Annotated in this window: 20 protein-coding genes and 1 pseudogene; 9 read left to right on the top strand and 12 right to left on the bottom strand. The window is 66.6% G+C overall.

All coding sequences use genetic code 11. The features are described from left to right. Nucleotides 1–16: 16 nt before the first annotated feature. The 3 genes from E3O28_RS09080 to E3O28_RS09070 are packed head-to-tail and all read right to left on the bottom strand — an operon-like array spanning nt 17 to nt 2563. The gene (locus tag E3O28_RS09080) at nt 17–712 is read right to left on the bottom strand and encodes a GyrI-like domain-containing protein (RefSeq protein ID WP_134415661.1); all 696 of its coding nucleotides are present in this window, start codon (nt 710–712) and stop codon (nt 17–19) included. A gap of 31 nt (nt 713–743) precedes the next feature. Then, the gene (locus E3O28_RS09075) at nt 744–1571 is read right to left on the bottom strand and encodes an ABC transporter permease (protein ID WP_134341753.1); all 828 of its coding nucleotides are present in this window, start codon (nt 1569–1571) and stop codon (nt 744–746) included. Continuing rightward, nucleotides 1568–2563 (bottom strand): ATP-binding cassette domain-containing protein, encoded by a 996-nt coding sequence (locus tag E3O28_RS09070; protein WP_134341752.1) that lies wholly within the window; start codon nt 2561–2563, stop codon nt 1568–1570. The genes E3O28_RS09075 and E3O28_RS09070 overlap by 4 nt, the downstream gene beginning before the upstream one ends. 75 nt (nt 2564–2638) lie before the next feature. On the opposite strand from E3O28_RS09070, the gene E3O28_RS09065 reads away from it, so the two are divergent. Beyond that, nucleotides 2639–2869, top strand: coding sequence for a hypothetical protein (locus E3O28_RS09065; RefSeq protein ID WP_134415660.1), 231 nt, complete (start codon nt 2639–2641; stop codon nt 2867–2869). Here the strand turns inward: E3O28_RS09065 and E3O28_RS09060 are convergent. The 5 genes from E3O28_RS09060 to E3O28_RS09040 form a co-directional block, all read right to left on the bottom strand. Beyond that, entirely contained in the window at nt 2866–3828 is a 963-nt protein-coding gene (locus E3O28_RS09060) for an FKBP-type peptidyl-prolyl cis-trans isomerase (protein ID WP_134373247.1), read from the bottom strand. The genes E3O28_RS09065 and E3O28_RS09060 overlap by 4 nt on opposite strands. A gap of 215 nt (nt 3829–4043) precedes the next feature. Then, nucleotides 4044–5762 (bottom strand): chromosome partitioning protein, encoded by a 1719-nt coding sequence (locus E3O28_RS16690; RefSeq protein WP_198411559.1) that lies wholly within the window; start codon nt 5760–5762, stop codon nt 4044–4046. Nucleotides 5763–6119: 357 nt separating this feature from the next. Next, complete coding sequence (locus E3O28_RS09050; protein ID WP_134415659.1) at nt 6120–6338, bottom strand: hypothetical protein; 219 nt, start codon at nt 6336–6338, stop codon at nt 6120–6122. Between the two features lie 253 nt (nt 6339–6591). Beyond that, nucleotides 6592–7773 (bottom strand): acyl-CoA dehydrogenase family protein, encoded by a 1182-nt coding sequence (locus E3O28_RS09045; protein WP_134415683.1) that lies wholly within the window; start codon nt 7771–7773, stop codon nt 6592–6594. A gap of 153 nt (nt 7774–7926) precedes the next feature. Beyond that, nucleotides 7927–8679: a TetR/AcrR family transcriptional regulator gene (locus E3O28_RS09040; RefSeq protein ID WP_134415658.1), complete on the bottom strand. Its 753-nt coding sequence runs from the start codon at nt 8677–8679 to the stop codon at nt 7927–7929. 1531 nt (nt 8680–10210) lie between these two features. Here E3O28_RS09040 and E3O28_RS16325 point away from each other — a divergent pair. From E3O28_RS16325 to E3O28_RS09025, 3 genes are all read left to right on the top strand, one after another. Further along, nucleotides 10211–10420 (top strand): hypothetical protein, encoded by a 210-nt coding sequence (locus E3O28_RS16325; protein ID WP_166784768.1) that lies wholly within the window; start codon nt 10211–10213, stop codon nt 10418–10420. A gap of 211 nt (nt 10421–10631) precedes the next feature. Beyond that, nucleotides 10632–12122 carry a sucrose phosphorylase gene (gtfA, locus tag E3O28_RS09030; RefSeq protein WP_134415656.1) on the top strand — a complete coding sequence of 497 codons (1491 nt, stop codon included), beginning with the start codon at nt 10632–10634 and terminating at the stop codon, nt 12120–12122. A gap of 36 nt (nt 12123–12158) precedes the next feature. Beyond that, on the top strand, nt 12159–13133 hold the full coding sequence (locus tag E3O28_RS09025; RefSeq protein ID WP_134343430.1) for a magnesium transporter CorA family protein: 975 nt from the start codon (nt 12159–12161) through the stop codon (nt 13131–13133). A 19-nt stretch (nt 13134–13152) separates the two neighbouring features. Here E3O28_RS09025 and E3O28_RS09020 read toward each other — a convergent pair whose 3' ends face one another. Together E3O28_RS09020 and E3O28_RS09015 are read right to left on the bottom strand one after the other, a co-directional pair. After that, nucleotides 13153–13326 (bottom strand): CsbD family protein, encoded by a 174-nt coding sequence (locus E3O28_RS09020; RefSeq protein WP_104195005.1) that lies wholly within the window; start codon nt 13324–13326, stop codon nt 13153–13155. Continuing rightward, entirely contained in the window at nt 13323–13514 is a 192-nt protein-coding gene (locus E3O28_RS09015; protein WP_134343431.1) for a hypothetical protein, read from the bottom strand. Before E3O28_RS09015 ends, E3O28_RS09020 begins: the two co-directional genes overlap by 4 nt. Before the next feature lie 123 nt (nt 13515–13637). Here E3O28_RS09015 and E3O28_RS09010 point away from each other — a divergent pair, with 123 nt between their 5' ends. The 4 genes from E3O28_RS09010 (at nt 13638) to E3O28_RS08995 (ending at nt 15771) form a co-directional block, all read left to right on the top strand. Further along, a complete protein-coding gene (locus tag E3O28_RS09010; RefSeq protein ID WP_104102253.1) occupies nt 13638–14216 on the top strand; it encodes an RNA polymerase sigma factor in 579 nt (192 codons plus the stop codon). Continuing rightward, a complete protein-coding gene (locus E3O28_RS09005) occupies nt 14213–14836 on the top strand; it encodes an Asp23/Gls24 family envelope stress response protein (protein WP_174721893.1) in 624 nt (207 codons plus the stop codon). The genes E3O28_RS09010 and E3O28_RS09005 overlap by 4 nt, the downstream gene beginning before the upstream one ends. Next, nucleotides 14814–15200, top strand: coding sequence for a hypothetical protein (locus E3O28_RS09000; protein WP_134415655.1), 387 nt, complete (start codon nt 14814–14816; stop codon nt 15198–15200). The genes E3O28_RS09005 and E3O28_RS09000 overlap by 23 nt, the downstream gene beginning before the upstream one ends. Before the next feature lie 97 nt (nt 15201–15297). After that, a complete protein-coding gene (locus tag E3O28_RS08995) occupies nt 15298–15771 on the top strand; it encodes a Dps family protein (RefSeq protein ID WP_104102258.1) in 474 nt (157 codons plus the stop codon). A 15-nt stretch (nt 15772–15786) separates the two neighbouring features. Here E3O28_RS08995 and E3O28_RS08990 read toward each other — a convergent pair whose 3' ends face one another. After that, nucleotides 15787–16065: a hypothetical protein gene (locus E3O28_RS08990; RefSeq protein ID WP_134415654.1), complete on the bottom strand. Its 279-nt coding sequence runs from the start codon at nt 16063–16065 to the stop codon at nt 15787–15789. Between E3O28_RS08990 and E3O28_RS08985 the strand changes: the two are divergent. Further along, nucleotides 16059–16193, top strand: a pseudogene (locus tag E3O28_RS08985) (SDR family NAD(P)-dependent oxidoreductase); the annotation flags it as partial. The gene E3O28_RS08990 and the pseudogene E3O28_RS08985 overlap by 7 nt on opposite strands. Nucleotides 16194–16276: 83 nt before the next feature. Here the strand turns inward: E3O28_RS08985 and E3O28_RS08980 are convergent. Next, on the bottom strand, nt 16277–19159 hold the full coding sequence (locus tag E3O28_RS08980) for a sensor domain-containing phosphodiesterase (protein WP_166784781.1): 2883 nt from the start codon (nt 19157–19159) through the stop codon (nt 16277–16279). Nucleotides 19160–19650: the final 491 nt, after the last annotated feature.

Genomic DNA, 19650 nt, shown 5'->3' with positions numbered 1-19650 from the left:
GCCCGGCCGGCGCGGGTCAGACCGGCGCGACCGGCTGTCTCAGCACCGTCTTCAGCTTCGCGGGCGCGGCGCGGCGCGGGTCGCCGAGGTAGATCTCATGGTGCCGGCCGTTCACCCTCAGCCCGTAGCTTGCCAGGAACTCCCCGTGCAGACGGTCGAGGGCGGGTGCCTCGGCGGCGTAGAGCCCGACATGCAGCAGCTGCGCCGACAGCCCCTCGTCGAGCCTTTCCACCCGCACCCGGGCGAGCGCGGACAGCTTCTTCTTCGCGAGCGCGCCAGTGATGGCCCCGGCGATGAAGGCATCCGTCACCCAGTCCGGCTGGCTCATCAGCAGCGTCCATTTCCACTCCGCCTTCGCGCCGGCGGTGAAGACGGAGGCATCGTCGGCGTACCAGAGGCCTTCGAGCGGTGCGATGACCATCTCGCGGCCGAGCGCACGCTTGGCCGCGAACTTGACCGCGAAGGCGATGGCGTAGAGGGCCTCGACGGCCTCGATGTAGGCCGGCGCCGTGTCCGGGTCGCCGACCCCGTCGAGGGCGACGAACCGCTGGGCCGGAACCTCGATCAGCTCCCAGTCCACGTTGGCAGGCCCGTAGAGCGACGGATGAGCGCGCTTCACGTCCCAGGGGCCGGCCCCGCCGGGCGCGGTGTTGCGGGGCGCGCGCAACGCTCCGGTGCGCCGGTCGGTGCGGAATGGCACCGGGTCACTCATGGGCACTCTCCAGGGGATTCACTGACTCCTGCTAGCGGGAACTGATGGACGCGAACTTGCGCACGCAGAGCGGAACGAACACGACCAGCATGACCGTGGTGCCGATCAGCACCGTGGCAATCGGGTTCTGCATGGTCCAGATATCGGGCACCGGAGCTGTGCCCTCGTTGCCGAACAGCTCCCGTGCCGCCTGCACCAGCGACGAAACCGGGTTCCACTCGGCGAAGACGCGCAGCGGGGTCGGCAAGGTGTCGCTGGGCACGAAGGCGTTCGAGATGAAGGTCAGCGGGAAGAGGATCAGGAAGGACGCGTTGTTGATGACCTCGGGAGTCTTCACGCTCATGCCGAGCAGCGCCATCACCCAGCTGAAAGAGTAGCTGAACAGCAGCAGCAGTCCCACGCCGGCGAGGAATTCCGGCACCGAAGAGTTCACCCGCCAGCCCACGAGCAGCCCGGTCAGCATCATGATCACCATGGAGATCGTGTTCAACGCCAGGTCACTATTGGTGCGTCCGATCAGCACGGCGGAGGAGGTCATGGGCAGGCTGCGGAAGCGGTCGATGATCCCTTCCTTGAGGTCCTGCGCCATCGCCGCGCCCGAGAAGGTCGACCCGAACACGACGGTTTGAGCGAAGATCCCCGCCATGAGGAACTGGACGTAGTCGGTGCCTTCCACGGAGATCGACCCGGCGTAAACCTGGCTGAACAGCAGCACGAACATGATCGGCTGGATCACCGCGAACACGAGCATGTCGGGCGAGCGCTTGATCTTGATCAGGTTGCGCTTGGTGACGGTCCAGCCGTCGGAGTACCAGAGCGAAAGCGGGTTCCAGGTGGGGAGGGTGGCAGCGGAGCTCATTTCGACTTCTCCAATTCCACGTCGTCCGCCTGGTCGGCGGCCTTGTCCGCCTTGTGGCCGGTGAGTTTCAGGAACACGTCGTCGAGCGTGGGCCGGCGCATGCCGGCGTCGTGCAGACGGATGTCCGCGTCACCCAGCGCCGCCAGCACCTGCTGCAGCGCCCGCGGCCCGTCGACCACCGCGACCTCGAGGCCGCGGCCGTCGCTGGTGATCGCCGGTTCTCCCGCGCCGTAACGGGCGAGGATATCCCGTGCCGCCACGCCGTCGCCGGCCTCTACCAGGGCCACCTCGAGGCGGTGGCCGCCGATCTGCGCCTTGAGGTGGTCGGACGTGCCCTCTGCGATCACCCGGCCGTCGTCGATGACGACGATGTCGTCCGCGAGCTGGTCGGCCTCCTCGAGGTACTGGGTGGTGAGGAGCACGGTGGTGCCGTCGGCGACCAGGCGCTTGATGACGGCCCAGAGCGCGATCCGGCTGCGCGGGTCCAGCCCTGTGGTGGGCTCGTCGAGGAACAGCACCTTCGGGTTGATCACCAGCGCGCCGGCCAGGTCGATCCGGCGGCGCATCCCGCCGGAGAAGCCCTTGACCGGGCGGTTGCCGGCCGCGGTCAGCTCGAAGAGGTCGATCAGCTCCTGGGCCCGGCGCCGGGACTCGGCGCCGCCCAGGTGGTACAGCCGACCGACCATCTCGAGGTTTTCGAACCCGGTCAGGTTCTCGTCGACGGCCGCGTACTGTCCCGAAACGCCGATAATGCGCCGTACGCCCTTGGGGTCGGCGACGACGTCGATGCCGTCGACGAACGCGGTGCCGGAGTCCGGCCGGATCAGGGTGGTCAGCATCTTGACGACGGTCGTCTTACCGGCGCCGTTCGGGCCGAGCAGCGCCTTGACGGTCCCGCGCGGCACGGACAGGTCCAGCCCGGCGAGCGCATGCACCGGCCCGGATTTGGAGTGGTACACCTTGGTCAGACCTCTGGCCTCAATGATGGTCATGGGACATCCCTGCCTGGTCGGGGGAAAAACGAGGGAAACGAGCGGGAACGAGCGGAGCCACGAAATCAACATTTTATGGACCTCGACCGGCTCGGACAAGCGCCACACCTGAACGCACGGATGCGCCCGGCCGACCAGGTCAGCGTGGAACTCCATGTCGACCGGTCCGGACGCGACCTCGGCCAGGTGCAGAAGGGTGCCGTGCTCGTCGGTGCTGTACCGCACCGGCACTGCGGCGGTGCCCGGCACGACGGCCGTCTGTCCCAGAAAACCGGTCGGTTCGATCGCAGCCGAACGGCCGGCTAGCCGGCGGCGAGGATGTCGACGACGAAGACGATCGTGTCGGTACCCGAGATGCCGGCGTCGGGCTGGCCCTCGGCGCCGTAGCCGAGTTCCGGCGGAATCGCGATCATCACCTGGGAGCCGACGGTCTGGCCGACGAGACCCTGGGCGAAGCCGGGAACGACGGCGGCCAGGGAGATCGGGGTCGGACCGCTCTTGCCCCAGGTCTGGTCGAACACCTCACCGGTGGACCAGACGACGCCCGAGTAGTGCATGACCACGGTGTCCGCTTCGGCGACTGTGGCACCGTCACCCTTCTTGAGAACCGAGGTCTTCAACTCGGTCGGAGCGTCGGTTGCCGGGATCGTCACGGTCGGAGCGCCGTCCTCGGCCAGCTTGACAGTCGGGAAGCCGTCCTCCGGCTTCTGGTCCTCGCCGTTCGCGCGAGGGGGGATTTCACTTTTGACGTCGATGACGAAGATGATGTTGTCTTCGGCCCCGACCTTGAGCTCCTCGTTGCCGGTCTCGCCGAACGCGTCAGCCGGCGGGGCCACGACCGCGACGCGCGATCCGTAGTTCGCGCACGCGACACCCTTCATCAGCGCCGGGAATACACTCGAGTCCTTGGCCAGGGTGATGGGAGCGCCGAGGTCGTCACCGAAGCCGCCGGCGTTCATCTTCTCGCCAGTGTTCGCGTTGTAGACGGAGAACCCCAGTTCGACGATGTCGTCGGTCTTGACGGCGTCACCCTTGCCCTCGGTCACGACGGAGACCTCGGTGGCCTTCGTGGTCAGCGGCGACTCGAACTTCACTTTGGGCTCGGCGCCGGCCTTGCCGGAGACTTTCACGGCCTCCGACGCCGTGCCGGAATCGACGCAGGCGATTCCCGCCGCTCCGGTGTTGTCGGAGGGAGACCCGCTGCACCCGGCGAGGGCGAGCACGGCAACCGTGGCAATGGAGATGAGGGCAGGAAGTTTACGCACGCTGATCTTTCTCTTCGACAGTGATCTGTTCACAATGATCTTTTCGACCACTGATCTGTTCGGCAGGATTCGATGCACACACTGATTTGCGAGGCATCTGAGTCGATGGGCATCCGTTCGGGCCTTCGCCAGTATGCCCGACCGAGATCAGTGCCGCCTGAATCCCGGCTGGCACACTGTCAGCCGGGCAGGCTCAACACCGGGACGCCGCCGGGTCAGAGACCTTCGGCGATCGCGGCCGTGGCAACGAGCCACGCTTTACGGGTGCGCGGCGCGAGCGCGTCATAGTTCAGCGATCCCCCGGCCACGAGGGCGGAGTCATACGGCACGTCCACGACGGTGCGGGTCAGCTTGCTGAAGTGGTCGTGTAGCCGCACGGAGAGCTGACGATCGGCCGTCTTGGCCGGTGACGCCAGGATTGTGACCGCCTGCGCGACTTTGTCGGCGTGGCCCTTCTGACGCAGGCCGTCGAGCAGCGAGGCCGCGCCATACGCGGTGTCCTCTCGGATGGTGGAGACGACGACGAGTTGGTCGGCCGCGTCGACGGCCGCCTCCCAGTTGGACGCCCGCATATTGTTGCCGGTGTCGATGATCAGCACTCGGTAGAACCGGCTGAGCGCGGCATGCAGTTTGCCGAAGGCCACGTCGTCGATACTGGCTGCCCCGGCAGGGTCGAGGTCGGAGGCAAGCGCGTCGAACCGGGCGTCACCCTGGTTGCGCACGTAGTTGTCGAGGTCGCCGACCCGGGCGGAGCTTGAATAGGCGAAGTTGTCGAGGTCGCGGAGCAGGTCAACTGCGGTGTTGGTGTGGGCGGCGGTCTGCGCCCGCACGCCGAGGGTGCCCATGGTCTCGTTGTTGTCCCAGGCGAGGGTGTACCCGCCGCGATGGATGCCGAAGGTCGCGGCGATGAGCAAGGTCGCGGTGGTCTTGTGCGCGCCGCCCTTCGGGTTGAGCACGACGATCGTGCGCGGGCCGACCAGGCTGCGCTGCACGGACGCGACCGCCGCGCGGTGCGACATCTCGCCGGTTCCGGGGGCCGGGGAGACGAGTCCGCCGGTGATGCGCCGCACCGTGCCCTGCCAGCCCAGAAGGGCAGGCCCCGCCACGAGCGGCGGACGGGAATTCATGAAGTCCGCGAGGTTCGGACCACCACCGGCGAGCGCCGAGGGGGCGATCGAGGGGTCGTCGGCGGGCACCTCGGCGAACGTGCCGCCCTGCACCGGTGCCGGGCCGACGAGGTCCGTGGCTGCCCGGGGAGCGGAGAAGGGCGAGGCCGCGAGGTCCTGCTCCTGATCGTCCTCATCGTCGGTGTCGGCGTCGAGATCGAGCACGAGGCCATCGAACGCGGTGAGGGGTGGGACATGGGCCCGTGCCGACGGGGCCGGTTCGATCTGCTGGATGACCTCGGCATCGGCATCGCGCATGTCGGCATCGCGCTTGGCTTCCCTCAGCGTTGCCGTGTCAAGCGCAGCCGTGCCGAGCCCAGCGTCATCGAGCCCGGCGGCCTGGAGTTCGGTGGTGTCGAGACCCGATTTCTGCTGTTCCGCGGGCACGACCAGCGCGATCAGTTCGACGTCCTCGGTTTCGGAGACAGCGGCGGAGACAGCGGCGGAGACGGGAGCAGGCGCGGTCGACACCGGCGACGATGCCGGTCCCGGTTCCAAGGAGGTCGGGATGAAGGCCCCATCGTCTTCTACGTCCCCGTTCGGGTGAACGATCAACGGCGACTTGCCCTGCTCGTCTTCCGCGGTCAGGCGCACCGCGCGATCGATCGCGCGCGCGGCATCCGTGACCCGGTTGATGATTTCCTCGCGCACGCCGGCCTCGTCGGCGGCGGTGATGCGCGAGCTGACACCGTCGATGACGAGCTCTCCCGTTCCGTCGCTTCGGATCATCGCGCGGATGCGGGGAAGTTCGGAAATGTTCTGCGTCATATTCGGCCTTTTTTCGTCGAGCTCAGCTCATCAAGCGTGAGCACGTCGAATTTCGGTCAAGCGTGCCCCGTTCAGCCTACGGGGTAGCGGCGTCCACCCCTCGTTTGGCCGGGCGACGCACTCAAAGGAGTGCGAGGATCGGGCACTCACCCCCCTTCGCGGGCACGCTGCAGCAGCCTCCGGGCGGGGAGGCTGTTCATCACAGGTTGAGCAGCGTCTCCGGCGGTGAATCAATTCGACGGAGATTCTGCTCTGAAACGACCTTTTCGGAGTTTCTGGCATTGATTCGGGAATAATCTCCGTCGAATTCGTTCGGGGCACGGTGTGACAGGGCGGGCCGGGGTCAGGCGTGCTCGGCTAGGCCCCGTGTGGCTCCGGCACTGCCCAGCGGATGGCGCGCAGGCCGGACCTGGTGGCGTGCGTGTCGTCATGGCCGCTCTGCCGTCGGCATTCCACGAGGTCGTTCGTCGGGGTGATGTACGGGTCGCGGCACGAGCTGGCGTAGCTGGTGTAATCCGTTTCGAGCAACAGCTGATCGTCGGTGAGGTGTTTGTCGGTGAGGTGTTTGTCGGTCATCGATCTGCGTTCCTGGTTCAGGCGCACAGGCCGAGTTTCCCACGACGGTTGCGCGCAGTGCTGCCCGTGTTCTCTGGCACGTTCTGGTGCGGCCGGGCTGAGTGATTGCGTCATAGCGTACGTTGGCAGACGCCGAATGTCTCCACAATGTCGAGTACTGGTCATTTCATCCACCTGACCGAAACCCGCCCGACCCGCGAGCGGCGACATCCGTCGACCACAGGTCGACCGAGTCCTGAGCCGAGCAATCGGGTCAGCGGAAGGCGCTGATCCCGGTGAGGTCCCGCCCGATCAGGAGCGACTGCACGCTTTCGGTGCCCTCGTAGGTGTGCAGCGACTCGATGTCGGCGAGGTGCTGGATGACGTGGTTTTCGAGCAGGATGCCGTTGCCACCGAGCATGTCACGGGCCATCGACGCAATCTCCCGCGCCGCCCTGGTGTTGTGATACTTCGCCAGCGACGCCTGGATCGGGCGCAGCGTTCCGGCGCCGTCGAGCTCAGCCAGACGCAAGCAGTGCAGCTGCATCGACGTGAGCCGGGACAGCATCATGGTCAGGCGCTCCTGCACGAGCTGGAAACCGGCGAGCGGCTTACCGAACTGGATGCGCTGGGTCGAGTAGTTCAGAGCCGCCTCGAACACCGCCGTGGCGTGGCCGAGGGCCGACCAGGCCACTCCGAGCCGGGTCGCGAAGAGCACCGTGGAGGCGTCCTTGAACGTGTGGGTGCCCGGCAGCACGGCGTCCAGCGGGATCCGCACACCCGTGAGGGTGATCCGAGCCTGGTGGATGGCGCGCAGGGACCCCTTCCCGGTGATCGTCTCTCCGTGATACCCGGGGGTGTCCTGTTCCACCAGGAAGCCGCGCACATTGCCGTCGTCGTCGCGAGCCCAGACCACCGTCACGTCGCCGACCGAGCCGTTGCCGATCCACTTCTTCTCGCCGTTGAGCACCCATTCGTCGCCGTCGCGCTGTGCGGTGGTCTCCAGACCGACCGAGTCGGAGCCGTGGTCCGGTTCGGTCAGGGCGAAGGCGCCGAGTTTCTCGGCGCGGGCCAGCGGCACCAGCCAGCGTTCCTGCTGCTCCGGGCTGCCGAACAGGGCGATACTGCGCAGGGCCAGCCCGCCCTGCACGGCGACCACGGTACCCATCGAGCCATCGCCGCGGGAGATCTCCATGTTGACGAGCCCGGCCGCGAGCGGCGACATGGGACTCAGTCCGGGGCCGACGACACCGTCGGTGAGAAGGTCGAGCTCGCCGAGTCTACGGGCAAGGTGCAGCGGGTACTCGGCTTTGTCCCACGCAGTCGTCAACTCGTCCAGCGACTCGGTGGCAAAACTGCGGGCGCGGTCCCAGAAGGCCCGGTCAGTTTGAGGCACGTCGGCGAATACGCCGTAGTAGTCGGTGTCGAGGGGCGTGGATACGTCGTAGTCGGGCACGGTTTCCCTTTCGTGGAGGACAGCGAAGTCGGGCAGGCCTGATCGGCCGATGTCGTCCGGCACCAGGGAATGAATGCCCTCGTGCGCCGGTCAGAAAACACCCAGGTACAAGTTCTATCTGACACTCAGTCTCAGGTCAAGTGATACTGAGTCTCAGCCGGAGCGCGTCTGGGCGCGCAGCCGCTCCTCGATGGCGCGAGCCAGTTCGGTGGGATCCGTGGCGGCCGGGAAGACGGCGACGACCACGTCGCTCGTGGGTCGCGCCTCGGGACCTTGCGCCGCGGCATCCAGGTGGAAAAGCCGTCGCACCTCGGTGAGTTCGGCGGCCAGCGAATACGGGCCGACGCTGTCCGTCGCCCGGATCAAGCGCCGCAGCACGAAGTTGTGGGTGGCCGTCACAGCGGCCGCGAAGCGGATGGCAGTCAGGGGCGGCACACCCGGCACGGTGCTGCGCAGGTAGCTGGCGAACATCCGTTCATACCGGATCGCCATAATGGTCTCCCGGTCCCGCAGCACGGGGGTCTCTCGCAGGACCCGGTCCCGGATGCGCACGATCTCCAGTCGCTCGCGGAACCGCTCGAAGACCATGGCGGCGGCCTCACACACGGCCAGCCAGGGATCCGAATGCGTCGCAGCGAAGTGCTCGTCGATACGGGCGACCAGCTCGTCGTGGTCGGCGAAGATCACGTCGTCCTTGGACCGGAACTGCCGGAAGAAGGTGCTGCGCGAGACCCCGGCCGCCTCGGCGATGTCCACGGTGCTCGTGGCCTCATAGCCGTGCTCCTGGAACAGGCGAACCGCGATGTCGGCAACCTCGACCCGCGAAAGAGGTCTCTGCGGCCCGAGCGGCTCGGCAGGCCGGGAGGATTCGGCAGGCCGGGAGGATTCGGCAGGCAGGTCTGACATGGTCAGGTGAAATTATCATGGAATGCGCACGAACGGATGCCCTGACAGGCCACCCCCGCTTGCCCGGTGCGGCACGGACGGGCAAGCTGACGGCGGCGAGGGAGTGACCATGGCCGCTGCAGGCCGGCACCCAGGCAGAGCAGGCGCCGCGAGGGGCGCCGCGCCCTCACGGCCTTCTGGATTTCCGTGGCCTTCCTGCCGGTGTTTCTTGTCGACGCCGCACTCCTGGGTTATGCCCTGCTGAGCTGCCGGGATACGAGCGCGGCGGCGAGGAGCCGGTCCCGCTGGGGGCAGCAGCATTGGCCGGCCTCCCGAGCCGTTCTTGTGCTGCTCGCTCCAAGCATTGAGGCGATGGTGTTCGGCTTCAAGGCACGACGCCTCGGCGCATAGCACCCGCAAAAGTGGCTCCGCCACCTCAGCTCTGGTCGCGCACGCCGAATCGGAGTAACGTCACCGGCACGGTCAACACAGACGGCAAACTGCCGCGCCGAGAGAGAGCGCTCCATACATGGACTTCAATCCCCAGTGCCAGCAGGCCGCGTGCGCCGGACTCATGCGAACCCGAGCCGTGGCAACCGACACCCTGGCGGATGAAGAGATCTGGTTCCTGTGCGACGAGTGCGGCTCAGAGAAGCACTGGACGAATCTTGCCGACCAGGACGCTCCGCGGCACCACACGAGAGGGTCCTGATCGATCGGTCGCGTAGCTCCCGGAGGGGCCAGAGCTGACTACACCCCGGGGATGCCTGTCGGCACAGGCGGAGCGCCGGGTCAGCTGTCGAACCAATTCGACGGAGATTTTCCTGAAAAACAGCTGTTCAGCAGTGTCTAGGGCCATTTTGGCCCAAATCTCCGTCGAATTCGTTCAGCGGCGTTGCCGCACGGCCTCGGACTCGGAGCAGGACGTTCGGGCACACTGCGTTCGGCACGCACGGTGATCCCGCGTAGCGGTCCACTGCTCGTCCACGTCGGCACCAGGAACAACCGCCCCGAAACCCCCAATTCGCGATCCATCATCGCCCACAGCCGTCAGGATTCGCTCATCGAGGCGTACCGGTCAAATTGAACATAGATTTCGAACAGCACTTATCCACAATAGGAAAGACCCTCATTTCTTTGTTCTAATTTTGGTAACCTTTTGTTTGTGATCAACCTCTGGGAAAGCTTCGAAGCGGTTGCCGTGCCCGGCCCGTCCGCGGCGGCCCGGGCGGTCGCTGAGTGGCAGACCCTCGCGGTGGGGCGTGGGGAGTCTCTGCGGTGTTCGGCGGTGTTCGGCGGTGCGCGGCTTCGACGACGACGACGACCTGCTGCAGGTGACCGCGGCGGTCGGGGTCCACGGGAGACGGGTGGACGCGGTTCGGGTGGCGGCAGCGGCCGAGGTCGCCGACCGGTCCACGCCCGACGCGCTCGCCGTCAGAGATCTGATCAGCAACGGCGGCCAACAGAAGGCCGTGATCAACGATGGCGGACGCATCATCGCCCGGGGCGCACCGGAGCGTGCTTTACCCGCGCGGAGCGACGAGCCATCCGCATGCTGCGCGGAGCCGCACAGATCATGGCACCACCCCGGCTCGAAACCGGGCCCCACACAGGGCGAAACACAACCAAATCTCGCACCCACACCCACACCCACACCCACACCGACACCGACACCGACAGCCGCACCGACACCCACACCCGCACTCGCACCCGCATGACGGCCACCATCGAACGGAAGAACGCAACCCGGGACGACGAGTAAGGGGGTACTGGGCCCTGGGCTCGACCGGTTCGACCAACGTCACGGGGTCCCTGGCCGGGTTGGGTCTCCAGGGTCTCGCACGCTCGACCACCGAGGGGGAGCCGCCGGAAGGACAGCCTGAAGGACAGCCGGAATTGCCCTGGCCCACCGGGTGCCGTAACTTCTGAATCGGTGCTGTTCGCTGCCGCGCCGAGTCGAACCGGAGTTGAACATGACCACAATCGAGCTGCTCGTCTACGCCGACCGCCTGGGCGGCACCATCCACAATCTGCAGACGCTGCTCGACGGCCCGCTGAGGGCCTTCGGCAGCGTGCACGTGCTGCCGTTCTACGTTCCCTTCGACGGCGCGGATGCCGGCTTCGACCCGATCGACCACGCCGCGGTCGATGCCCGACTGGGCACCTGGGACGACATGCGCAGCCTCGCCGGCACGCGCGGGCTCACCGCGGACCTCATCGTCAACCACGTCTCCTCCTCGTCGGTCGAGTTCATCGACTGGCTGGCCCGTGGCACCGCCTCCACCTCCGAGGGCATGTTCCTCACCTTCGACACCGTGTTCCCGAACGGCGGCACCGAGAAGGACATCACGGCGTTCTACCGGCCGCGACCCGGACTCCCCTTCACCGCCTACCAGGGCGCCGACGGCAGCCGTCACCTCGTCTGGACGACCTTCATGCCCACCCAGGTCGACCTGGACGTGCACCACCCCGCAGCCCTCGCCTATCTGCGTCGGGTGTTGCAGACGCTGGCCGCCGGCGGCGTCACAACGGTGCGGCTCGACGCCGTCGGCTACGCCGTGAAGACCCCCGGAACCGACAGCTTCATGACCGAGCAGACTCTCGAGTTCGCCCGCACGGTCGTGGCCATGGCCCACGAGGAGAGCCTCGAGGTGCTGGTCGAGGTGCACGCGCACTACAGCCAGCAGCTCGCGATCGCCCCGCTGGTCGACCGCGTCTACGACTTCGCGCTGGCGCCTCTGCTTCTACATTCGCTCGGCACCGGAACCGTTGACCGCCTCGCGGACTGGCTCAAGATCCGCCCCGCGAACGCCATCACCGTGCTCGACACTCACGACGGTATCGGCGTCATCGACGCGGGCCCGATCGGCGACAAGCCGGGCCTGCTGACCCAGGCCGAGATGATCGACATCTTCGCGCGGGCGGAGCGTGCCACACACGGCCACTCCTCCATCGCATCCGTCGTGCCCGAGTGGTTCACGCTGCCGCACCAGATCAACGCGACGTTCTACAGCGTCCTCGGCGGCGAGGAAGTGCCCTATCTTCTGGCCCGCGCCGTGCAGCACTTCCTGCCCGGCCGACCGCAGGTGTACTACGTGGGACTGCTCGGCGGCCTCGACGACACCGAACTCTTCGAGCGCACCGGCAATGGCCGCGACGTCAACCGCCACGTTTACACGGCGGAGGAGGTCGAACGTGCCCTCGCGACCGACGTGACCCGGGCCCAGCTCGGCCTGACCCGCATCCGCAGCACGCACCCGGCCTTCGACGGCGACTTCTCCTGGACGGCCATCGGCGACGACCGACTCGAACTCCTCTGGACCGGGACGGACGCCGTCGCGCGACTCACCGTGGCCATGACGCTCGACTCACCGAGCCTCCGCATCGAGCTGACGGATGCCGGACGCACGCAAGTGCTCGACACCGTCACATCCGTCGCCGCCTGGGAGCCCCCCGCGCGCTGACCTATTCGATCGGTCGAGATCGGGCTTGACTGGAGTGTGCCCACACCCCGTACCCGCTGCTACCGCGACGGCTCTCTCGTCGACGAGGATTTCCCGCTCGCCGAGGTGTCTGAGCACCTCGCCCTGTCCGGCGCCGTCGTCTGGGTGGACCTCGCCGATCCCGGCGAAGAGGATCTCGTCAGCCTCGCGGGCGAACTGGGCCTGCACGAGCTGGCGGTCGAAGACGCCCTGACGCTGCGGCAGAGGCCCAAGCTCGACCGCTACCCCGACCACCTGTTCCTGTCCGCGTACTCGGCCGAATTCGGCGTGGCGACCGCTCAGGTCACCACGCACGAGATCGCGGTGTTCATCACCGACCGGGCCTTGGTGACCGTGCACACTGAAGGCTTCGACCTGGAGGCCGTCGTGGCCCGCTGGGATTCGGCCTCCGATCTGGCCCGGAACGGAGTGGCCTTCCTCCTGCACGGGCTGCTCGACCACCTCGTCGACGGCTATTTCGACGCCGTTGAAGCACTGGACGAACAAGTCGAAGAACTCGAGGACCAACTCTTCCTGCCTGGTACCAAGCAGGAAGCGGTGCAGCGGGCCTCCTTCGAACTGCGCAAGAGTCTCGTGACGATACGCCGGGTCATCCTTCCTATGCGCGAGGTCGTGAACACGCTGCTGCGGCGCGATCTGCACCTGCTGCGGGACGAAATGGGTCCCTATTTCCAGGACGTATACGACCATGTGCTTCGCGTCATGGAATGGACGGAGAGCCTGCGTGACCAGGCCACCGCCATCCTTGAGGCGAATCTGGCGATTCAAGGCAACCGGCTCAACGTGATCACGAAGAAGGTGACTGGTTACGCAGCCATCATCGCCGTGCCCACAGCCATCACGGGCTTCTACGGGCAGAACGTGCCCTACCCCGGCTTCGCCCAGCCGTTGGGCTATTACAGCTCGGCCGCGCTGATCGTGGGGCTCTCGGCACTGCTCTACGTGCTGTTCAAGCGCAACGACTGGATCTGACGCTCCATGCGTGAAGAACTTAGTGCTTGAAAGCGTCCTTGACGTTTTCGCCGGCCTTCTTCACACTCGCCGAAGACTGCTCCGCCTTGCCGTCGGCAACCTTGGAATCATCCTTGGTGGCCTTGCCCACGGCCTCAGTGGCCTTGCCCTTGAGGTCCTGGGCGGCGTTTTCAATCTTGTCGGATGCACTCATAGCGTCTTCCCTTTCCAGTGGTGTTGCGTCGGTGGCAGCCAGGCGCGCGTGCCCCAGACGTATGCGGTCGCAGCCGTCGAGTCCCCGGCGTCATCATCATCATCGGCCGGACCGACGAGCAACGAATCGAACGTGGGCATGACGGCACCGGCGGATATGCTGTCGTCGACGGCGGGTGAGTGGAACATCGGGAATCCTTCCGTTCTGCGGCTGACAAAGGCTGTCAGTAATACGACGTGTGTTGTGGCATATTTGTCACACGGATTTGTCAAGTAATTTTTGGACACGGCGGGTGAGAGGGTGGAGGAATGATGCCAACGACCCCAATCCGGGCACCGCTCGCATCTCCGTTTGAGTCATTCACCGACCAGACCCTGGCCGACCGCGCCGCCGACGGGGACATTCGGGCGTTCGAGGCGCTCGTGCGTCGCTACGGCCCGCTGATGCGGGTGTATGCCAGCCGGGTCCTGGGATCAAATGACGAGATGGACGACGTCGTTCAGGAGTCCTTCATCACCGCCTGGCAGCAGCTGCCCACCCTCGACAACGGCGCCGCCGTCAGAAGCTGGTTGATGCGGATCGTGAGCCGGAAAAGCGTCGACCGGCTGCGTGCCCGGCGTCCGCACCTCAACGTCGATCTCACCGACGCCCCGGCACCGGAAAGCCACTCCCCCCATAGACTGGCGGAGGTGGAGTCTCAAACCGAAGCTCTGACGCGTGTCCTCGGCGATCTGCCGGAGGACCAGCGCCGTTGCTGGATGCTGCGAGAACTCGCGGAATGCAGCTACGGCGAGATCGCGGAGGAACTGGAACTTCCCGTTTCAACGGTTCGTGGGCTTCTCGCCCGAGCTCGGAAGACTCTGCTCCAAGAGATGGAGGAATGGCGATGATGAACCCCTCCGATGAGCTCGCGGGCCACACCTTCGAAGAACTGAGCGACTACCTCGACCGGGACCGCACCCCCGCAGACCCGAGCATCGACGGCTTCCCCGAGTGCGAGATCGCCCTGCGCGGCATGCAGCGGCTCCGGCGCACGCAGCGCGCCCTGCTCCGGAAAGACGTGGAGCGCGAATCCGAGCGCGAGGACAGCTGGGTCAACTCGATTCTGCAGCACATCAATCTGGAGGCGCGCGCGGGCCGGGACATCCCGATCAGCCACCCCTCCCCCACCGCTCGCCTGAGCGTGACCGAAGGTGCGGTGCGCGGCATTCTGCGTGCCGCCGGTGACGGCGTGCCGAACATCATCGTCGGCCGGTGCCGCCTCGACGGCGAGGTCAGCGAGCCCGGCGCACCCGTCACCGTGCGCGTGGATGCCACGGTTCTGGAGGGCAAGAACATTCCACCGCTCGCCGAGCAGCTCCGGGAGGCGCTTTACACCGCACTTAGCCAGCACACGGAACTCGCCGTCGAGGCCGTCGACATCACCATCCGCGACCTGTACCAACCCGCACCCCCGCCGGCGAAAGCGAAAGCGAAAGCGAGCAGCGATGAGTCACGACCTTGCACCTGAAGCGCCGCCGCCCGACCCCGGGACGCCGGCCCAGCTGACCGCTCAACTCGACGGGGCGGTGCTGGCAGTCCCCGGCGTGGATGCGCTGTATTCGGCAGCCCCGCTCGTGGCAACCGTGGTCGCCTCGGTGATCGCAACCACCGTCGAAGCCGTGACCGGCAAGCCGCGGTCGACCAGCTCCGTCTCCGTCTCTGTCTCCGAGAAGGAGGGCGGCCTGAAGATCGCGGTCAAGATCGGCGTCGCCGCACCCTTCGCGGCCCCCGACGTGAGCCGCCGCGTGCACGATGCGATCACGGATCAGCTCGACCAGAACGGCAACCCGGTCGTGACCGAGGTCGCGGTCACCGTGGCCCGGATCGACTGACCGGGTTCGCGGTCACTCCGGTTGGCCACCGGTCCTCACGGCGGCGTCACACCCCGGGTGTGTAGCGTGAATACCCACACGACCTAAGGAGTCATCAGTGAGTCAGATAATCGACATCGGTATCCCGGATCAGCAGCTCGAGAAGATCGTTCACGGCCTGTCCCGGGTGCTGGCGGACTCGTACACCCTGTACCTCAAGACTCACAGCTACCACTGGAACGTCGTTGGCCCCATGTTCCACTCTCTGCACACCATGTTCATGGACGAGTACACCGAGCTGGCGCTGGCCGTCGACGACATCGCCGAGCGCATCCGTGCACTGGGCACCCCGGCGCCGGGCACCTACCGTGAGTTCACCGAGCTCGCCGTCGTGCGCGAGGACACCGACCTGCCGGATGCCCCGGAGATGCTCCGTCGTCTGGTCGCCGCCCACGAGGCCACGGCCCGCACCATCCGGGAGGTACTGCCCCTCGCCGAGGGTGCGCCCGACCAGGTCTCCACCGATCTGCTCGTGCGTCGCCTCGACGTGCACGAGAAGACGGCGTGGATGCTGCGCAGCATGCTGGCCTGAGCCTGCCAACTGCATTCAGTCGCCCAGAGCACGGCCGATCCGATCGATCACCTGGCCGACGAGCGTCTGCTGTTCTCCAACGCTGAATTCGACCCACCAGAACGGGGCCGCATCAGCCGCCGCCGACAAGGCGTGTGCCGCCATCGGACTTGGACGTGACGTGACGTGACGAAAGAGGGTGCGCCGGCTGGCCCTGGCGGCGGATGCGACGTCCGCCCCGCTGCAGGCATCGAGTTCGCGCTTCCGGAAGAGCCGCAAGGCGATCAGCGCCAGCTCGTTCGGATTCCATGGCACCCGCATTCGCCCCGTACCGTTTGCAGGGCCAGACGGCCATCGTGACCGGTGCGGGGTCCGGGCTCGGCCGGGCCCCGGCCATCCGTTTCGCCAGCGAGGGTGCCCGGGTCATCGCGAGCGATGTGTCCCCGAACGGATGAATCAGTTGGCCGTCCTGCCGGCCGACGGCGGCCAGGCCGCGATCTGAGGCGAGCACGCCCGGACTTGTGCGCTATGCCCCGCGTCGGGCCGCCGCGACTGCGCTGCCAGCCATCGGGTCCCAGGTCGCGCTCGGGCGGCCCAACAGGTAGCCCTGGGCAAGCACGGCGCCGCTGGTGCGGAGACTGTCGAGCTGTTCCGTGGTCTCCACCCCCTCGGCGATCACCTCCACGTCGAGCTTCGACGCCAGCGCCAGGATTCCCTGCACGAGGGAGACGGAGGAGGCGTTGGGAAGGTCCTGAATGAAGCTGCGGTCGATCTTGATCTGGTCGACGGGAAGGGTGTTGAGCCAGGCCAGGGTCGAGAAGCCGGTGCCGAAATCGTCAAGGGAAATGCGGATGCCCAGGCGGCGCAGTTCCACGAGGCGCTCGACGATGCCGGGGAGGTCGACCAGTGATCTGCTCTCCACCACCTCGAGGGTGAGTCGCTCCGGTGCGAGGTCGTTGCGGTTGAGAGCCGTACGAACCGTCGACACGAGTCGGCAGTCCAGAAGGGTGGCGGCGTCGAGGTTGACCGCGACGCCTAGAGGCCGAGCGCCTAACTGCGGCCACTCGACCACGTCCCGGCACGCGGTCGCGATCACCCACAGATCCATCTCGGTGATGAGGCCGCGTTCCTGCGCCAGCGGCAAGAAGGCGCCCGGGGCCAAAACGCCCAGTCGCGGGTGCGCCCAGCGGATGAGGGCTTCCGCGCCCACCACCGTCTCCTCGCCGAAACGGGAGATGTCCACGACAGGTTGGTAGTAGAGCCTCATCTCGTTCGCCTCGACGGCACGGGCCAGCTCGACCAGCAGTGACGTGTCGGTGTCCCCCGGTGATTCCGGGTTCGATGATGCACTGCCCGGCACCTCGGTGCGGGCGACGGCGATCTGATTCCGTCCCGTTCTCTTTGCGTCGTACATCCCGGCGTCGGCCGCGTCGAGGAGCTGCTCGCCGCGACCCCCCTGTCCACTGTGCGAGGCAACACCCACACTGGCGGAGATGCGCACGTGCTGGCCGGCCAGGTGGAAAGGGGGATTCAGGCAGCCGACTACTCGGTGGGCCAGCTCGATGGCCGAATCTTCGCCGCCGAGATCGGTGACAAGCACCGCGAACTCGTCGCCGCCGAGGCGGCCGATAGTGTCATTGGTTCGAACCTCGGCGCGCAGGCGAGCCGCGACCTGCCGCAGCAGCTCGTCCCCGGCGCGATGGCCCAGCCGGTCATTGACGCGTTTGAAGTTGTCGAGGTCGCAGAACAGCACCGCCGTTCGGCTGTGAGGCTGGCACTCTGCCAGGGCGGTGTCGAGCAGCAGCGCGAACAGCGCTCGGTTGGGCAAGCCTGTCAAGGCATCGTGCTGGGATTGGTGCCTCACGGTCTCGAGCAGCCGGGCCCTTTGCATGGCCGTTTCTCCCTGGTGGCTGACACCTTCGATCAGGGTGATGGCCTCCGCCAGGACCTCGGCCGCGACGGGGGCAACCCAGCAGGCCGTTGCGACGCCCATCAACATATCCCCGGCGAGAAGGGGGACGGCGATCACGTTGTGTGAACCGATGGCACGGAGCAGCTCCGCCAGGGCCGGGCTGGCGTCGTCAGCCGTGATCAGAACGCGTTCCTGCCGTCTGAGAACGCCGAGAAGCTCCGGCGTCTGCTCCACAGTCAGCGTCGTACGCATGAAGAATTCGCGATCGGCAGGCTCGAAACCGACGGCTGAGGCAGGGCGAAGCTCACCAAGGTCGGCGTCCCAGAGGAGAACGGATGCCGCGTCACTGCCGACGATCGCCGCCAGTGCCGACGCGATGACTTCCGCGATCGCCTCGACGCTGTCGCTGATCGCCAGTTGGTGGGCGAGGTTGAGCAGTGCGGCAGTGCGAACTCCCTCCCGGCGGGATTCCTCGAGAGCCGTGAACAGGTCCAGGGCCGCGGCCGCGTGTCCGGCGTAGGCCTCGAGCAGGGCCCGATCTCCTAGCATCGCGGTGTGTCCCTCCGTGAACACGGCGGCCAGATGCCCGTGGATCCTGCGATTGGAGGCGATGTCAACGACCAGCGCGCGCTCGCCCAGTTGCTCTCCGCGCAGCATCCGTGCCACGAGATCGGCGCCACGTTCGTCGCCAAGCCCTCGGTGGCGGACCAACGGCGCGCCGCCCCCGGCAGGTTCGACGATGAGGAGGTACGACGGCGCGAGCACGGCGGAGGCGGCGCGATCGACGATTCGGGCGAGCACCTCGTCGACATCGTCGCTGCTAACGAGGTCAGCCGCGGCCAGTTGCACCTCCCGCACCTTGTCGCGCAGTACGCCGAGGGATGCGTCGACCCAGCGACTCCGCGTGCGCCAGGACCACCAACGCACCCGCGTTGACCAGGTCAGCACGTATTCGCACGCCGGGTAGCCGTCCGATTGGCACTGCGGGTGGCTGATGTGGGCAAGGGCGAGTCCGAAAATGGCCGGCACGGACGAAAACAGTCCCTGGGCGTATTGGCAGTCGAGTCGGGACGGACGATAGCCGTCGTGGAGGCGGTAGCGCACGGTCGCGCTGGTCTGTCCGACCCGGACTGCATCCATCGTCGACGTTGTGGTGAACTTCGGCACCATGCGCGGCAGCTGGCGAAAAATTGCTCCAGGTGAGGCGAACACACTCAGGAGCTGCACCAGCACGGGCTGAACGTCACCGCGGACCGCACCGGTGCCCACGGTGAACATGGTGTTCGGGTCACCGAGCACCGCGGTTGCGGCCTCGAACAGCCGGATTCGGGTGGCGTAGCTGACCCACGCGGACGTGTTCTGGAGAGTCTTTGCATCCTGCTGTACGCCCGCTCGGGCGAGCACCTCGATGACGGCTCCCTCCCCACCGCGCTCACGCACGTGGCGCAGGAGTAGGCTGATAGTCGTGTTTGCGGTTTCGCGCGGCTCTGTGTCCATCGTCTTGCACCTCTCAACTCTTTATCGACGGGTTTCGGCGTGGGGTAAGCGCGGAAATCGGTTCAGGACCGTCATCCGCTTGTCGAACGCCTCCAATCGTGCCACCAAGATCTCCTGTCGTGACACGTGACGCGCGAATGAAGACGCGATGAGCGAGCGCTACCCCGTCATTTGTGTGCGAGGCTTTTCTGACAGCAGAACGTCCTGATCAATGCCTATCCCGGAACGCTGGAACCGGACTCCGTTTGGATCCACCAGTTCTACGACGCCGCATGGGCACATTCGGGGTCAAGCCGCAATCGTACGACATCGGCCGCGCGGCCAGGGGTCTCGTCGATTTCATCGATCTGGTGCATGCCAAGACTCGCGGCGGACCACCCGTCTACCTCGTGGCGCACTCCATGGGCGGGCTGATCTGCCGCACCGTCCTGCAGCGCGAACTGGCCGACCCCGCCGAAGCGGTGTCGAAACTCTGCACGATCGGGACCCCG

This window comes from Cryobacterium sp. TMT2-14 (assembly GCF_004402465.1).
Lineage (GTDB): Bacteria > Actinomycetota > Actinomycetes > Actinomycetales > Microbacteriaceae > Cryobacterium > Cryobacterium sandaracinum.
This window is presented reverse-complemented; position numbering and strand designations above follow the sequence as displayed.

Excerpts from the sequence above, each read along its gene's own strand:
- E3O28_RS09080 (WP_134415661.1), bottom strand. The coding sequence starts at position 712 with ATGAGTGACCCGGTGCCATTCCGCACCGACCGGCGCACCGGAGCGTTG.
- E3O28_RS09075 (WP_134341753.1), bottom strand. The coding sequence starts at position 1,571 with ATGAGCTCCGCTGCCACCCTCCCCACCTGGAACCCGCTTTCGCTCTGG.
- E3O28_RS09070 (WP_134341752.1), bottom strand. The coding sequence starts at position 2,563 with ATGACCATCATTGAGGCCAGAGGTCTGACCAAGGTGTACCACTCCAAA.
- E3O28_RS09065 (WP_134415660.1), top strand. The coding sequence starts at position 2,639 with ATGGACCTCGACCGGCTCGGACAAGCGCCACACCTGAACGCACGGATG.
- E3O28_RS16690 (WP_198411559.1), bottom strand. The coding sequence starts at position 5,762 with ATGACGCAGAACATTTCCGAACTTCCCCGCATCCGCGCGATGATCCGA.
- E3O28_RS09050 (WP_134415659.1), bottom strand. The coding sequence starts at position 6,338 with ATGACCGACAAACACCTCACCGACAAACACCTCACCGACGATCAGCTG.
- E3O28_RS09040 (WP_134415658.1), bottom strand. The coding sequence starts at position 8,679 with ATGTCAGACCTGCCTGCCGAATCCTCCCGGCCTGCCGAATCCTCCCGG.
- E3O28_RS16325 (WP_166784768.1), top strand. The coding sequence starts at position 10,211 with ATGCTGCGCGGAGCCGCACAGATCATGGCACCACCCCGGCTCGAAACC.
- gtfA (WP_134415656.1), top strand. The coding sequence starts at position 10,632 with ATGACCACAATCGAGCTGCTCGTCTACGCCGACCGCCTGGGCGGCACC.
- E3O28_RS09020 (WP_104195005.1), bottom strand. The coding sequence starts at position 13,326 with ATGAGTGCATCCGACAAGATTGAAAACGCCGCCCAGGACCTCAAGGGC.
- E3O28_RS09015 (WP_134343431.1), bottom strand. The coding sequence starts at position 13,514 with ATGTTCCACTCACCCGCCGTCGACGACAGCATATCCGCCGGTGCCGTC.
- E3O28_RS09010 (WP_104102253.1), top strand. The coding sequence starts at position 13,638 with ATGCCAACGACCCCAATCCGGGCACCGCTCGCATCTCCGTTTGAGTCA.
- E3O28_RS09005 (WP_174721893.1), top strand. The coding sequence starts at position 14,213 with ATGATGAACCCCTCCGATGAGCTCGCGGGCCACACCTTCGAAGAACTG.
- E3O28_RS09000 (WP_134415655.1), top strand. The coding sequence starts at position 14,814 with ATGAGTCACGACCTTGCACCTGAAGCGCCGCCGCCCGACCCCGGGACG.
- E3O28_RS08980 (WP_166784781.1), bottom strand. The coding sequence starts at position 19,159 with ATGGACACAGAGCCGCGCGAAACCGCAAACACGACTATCAGCCTACTC.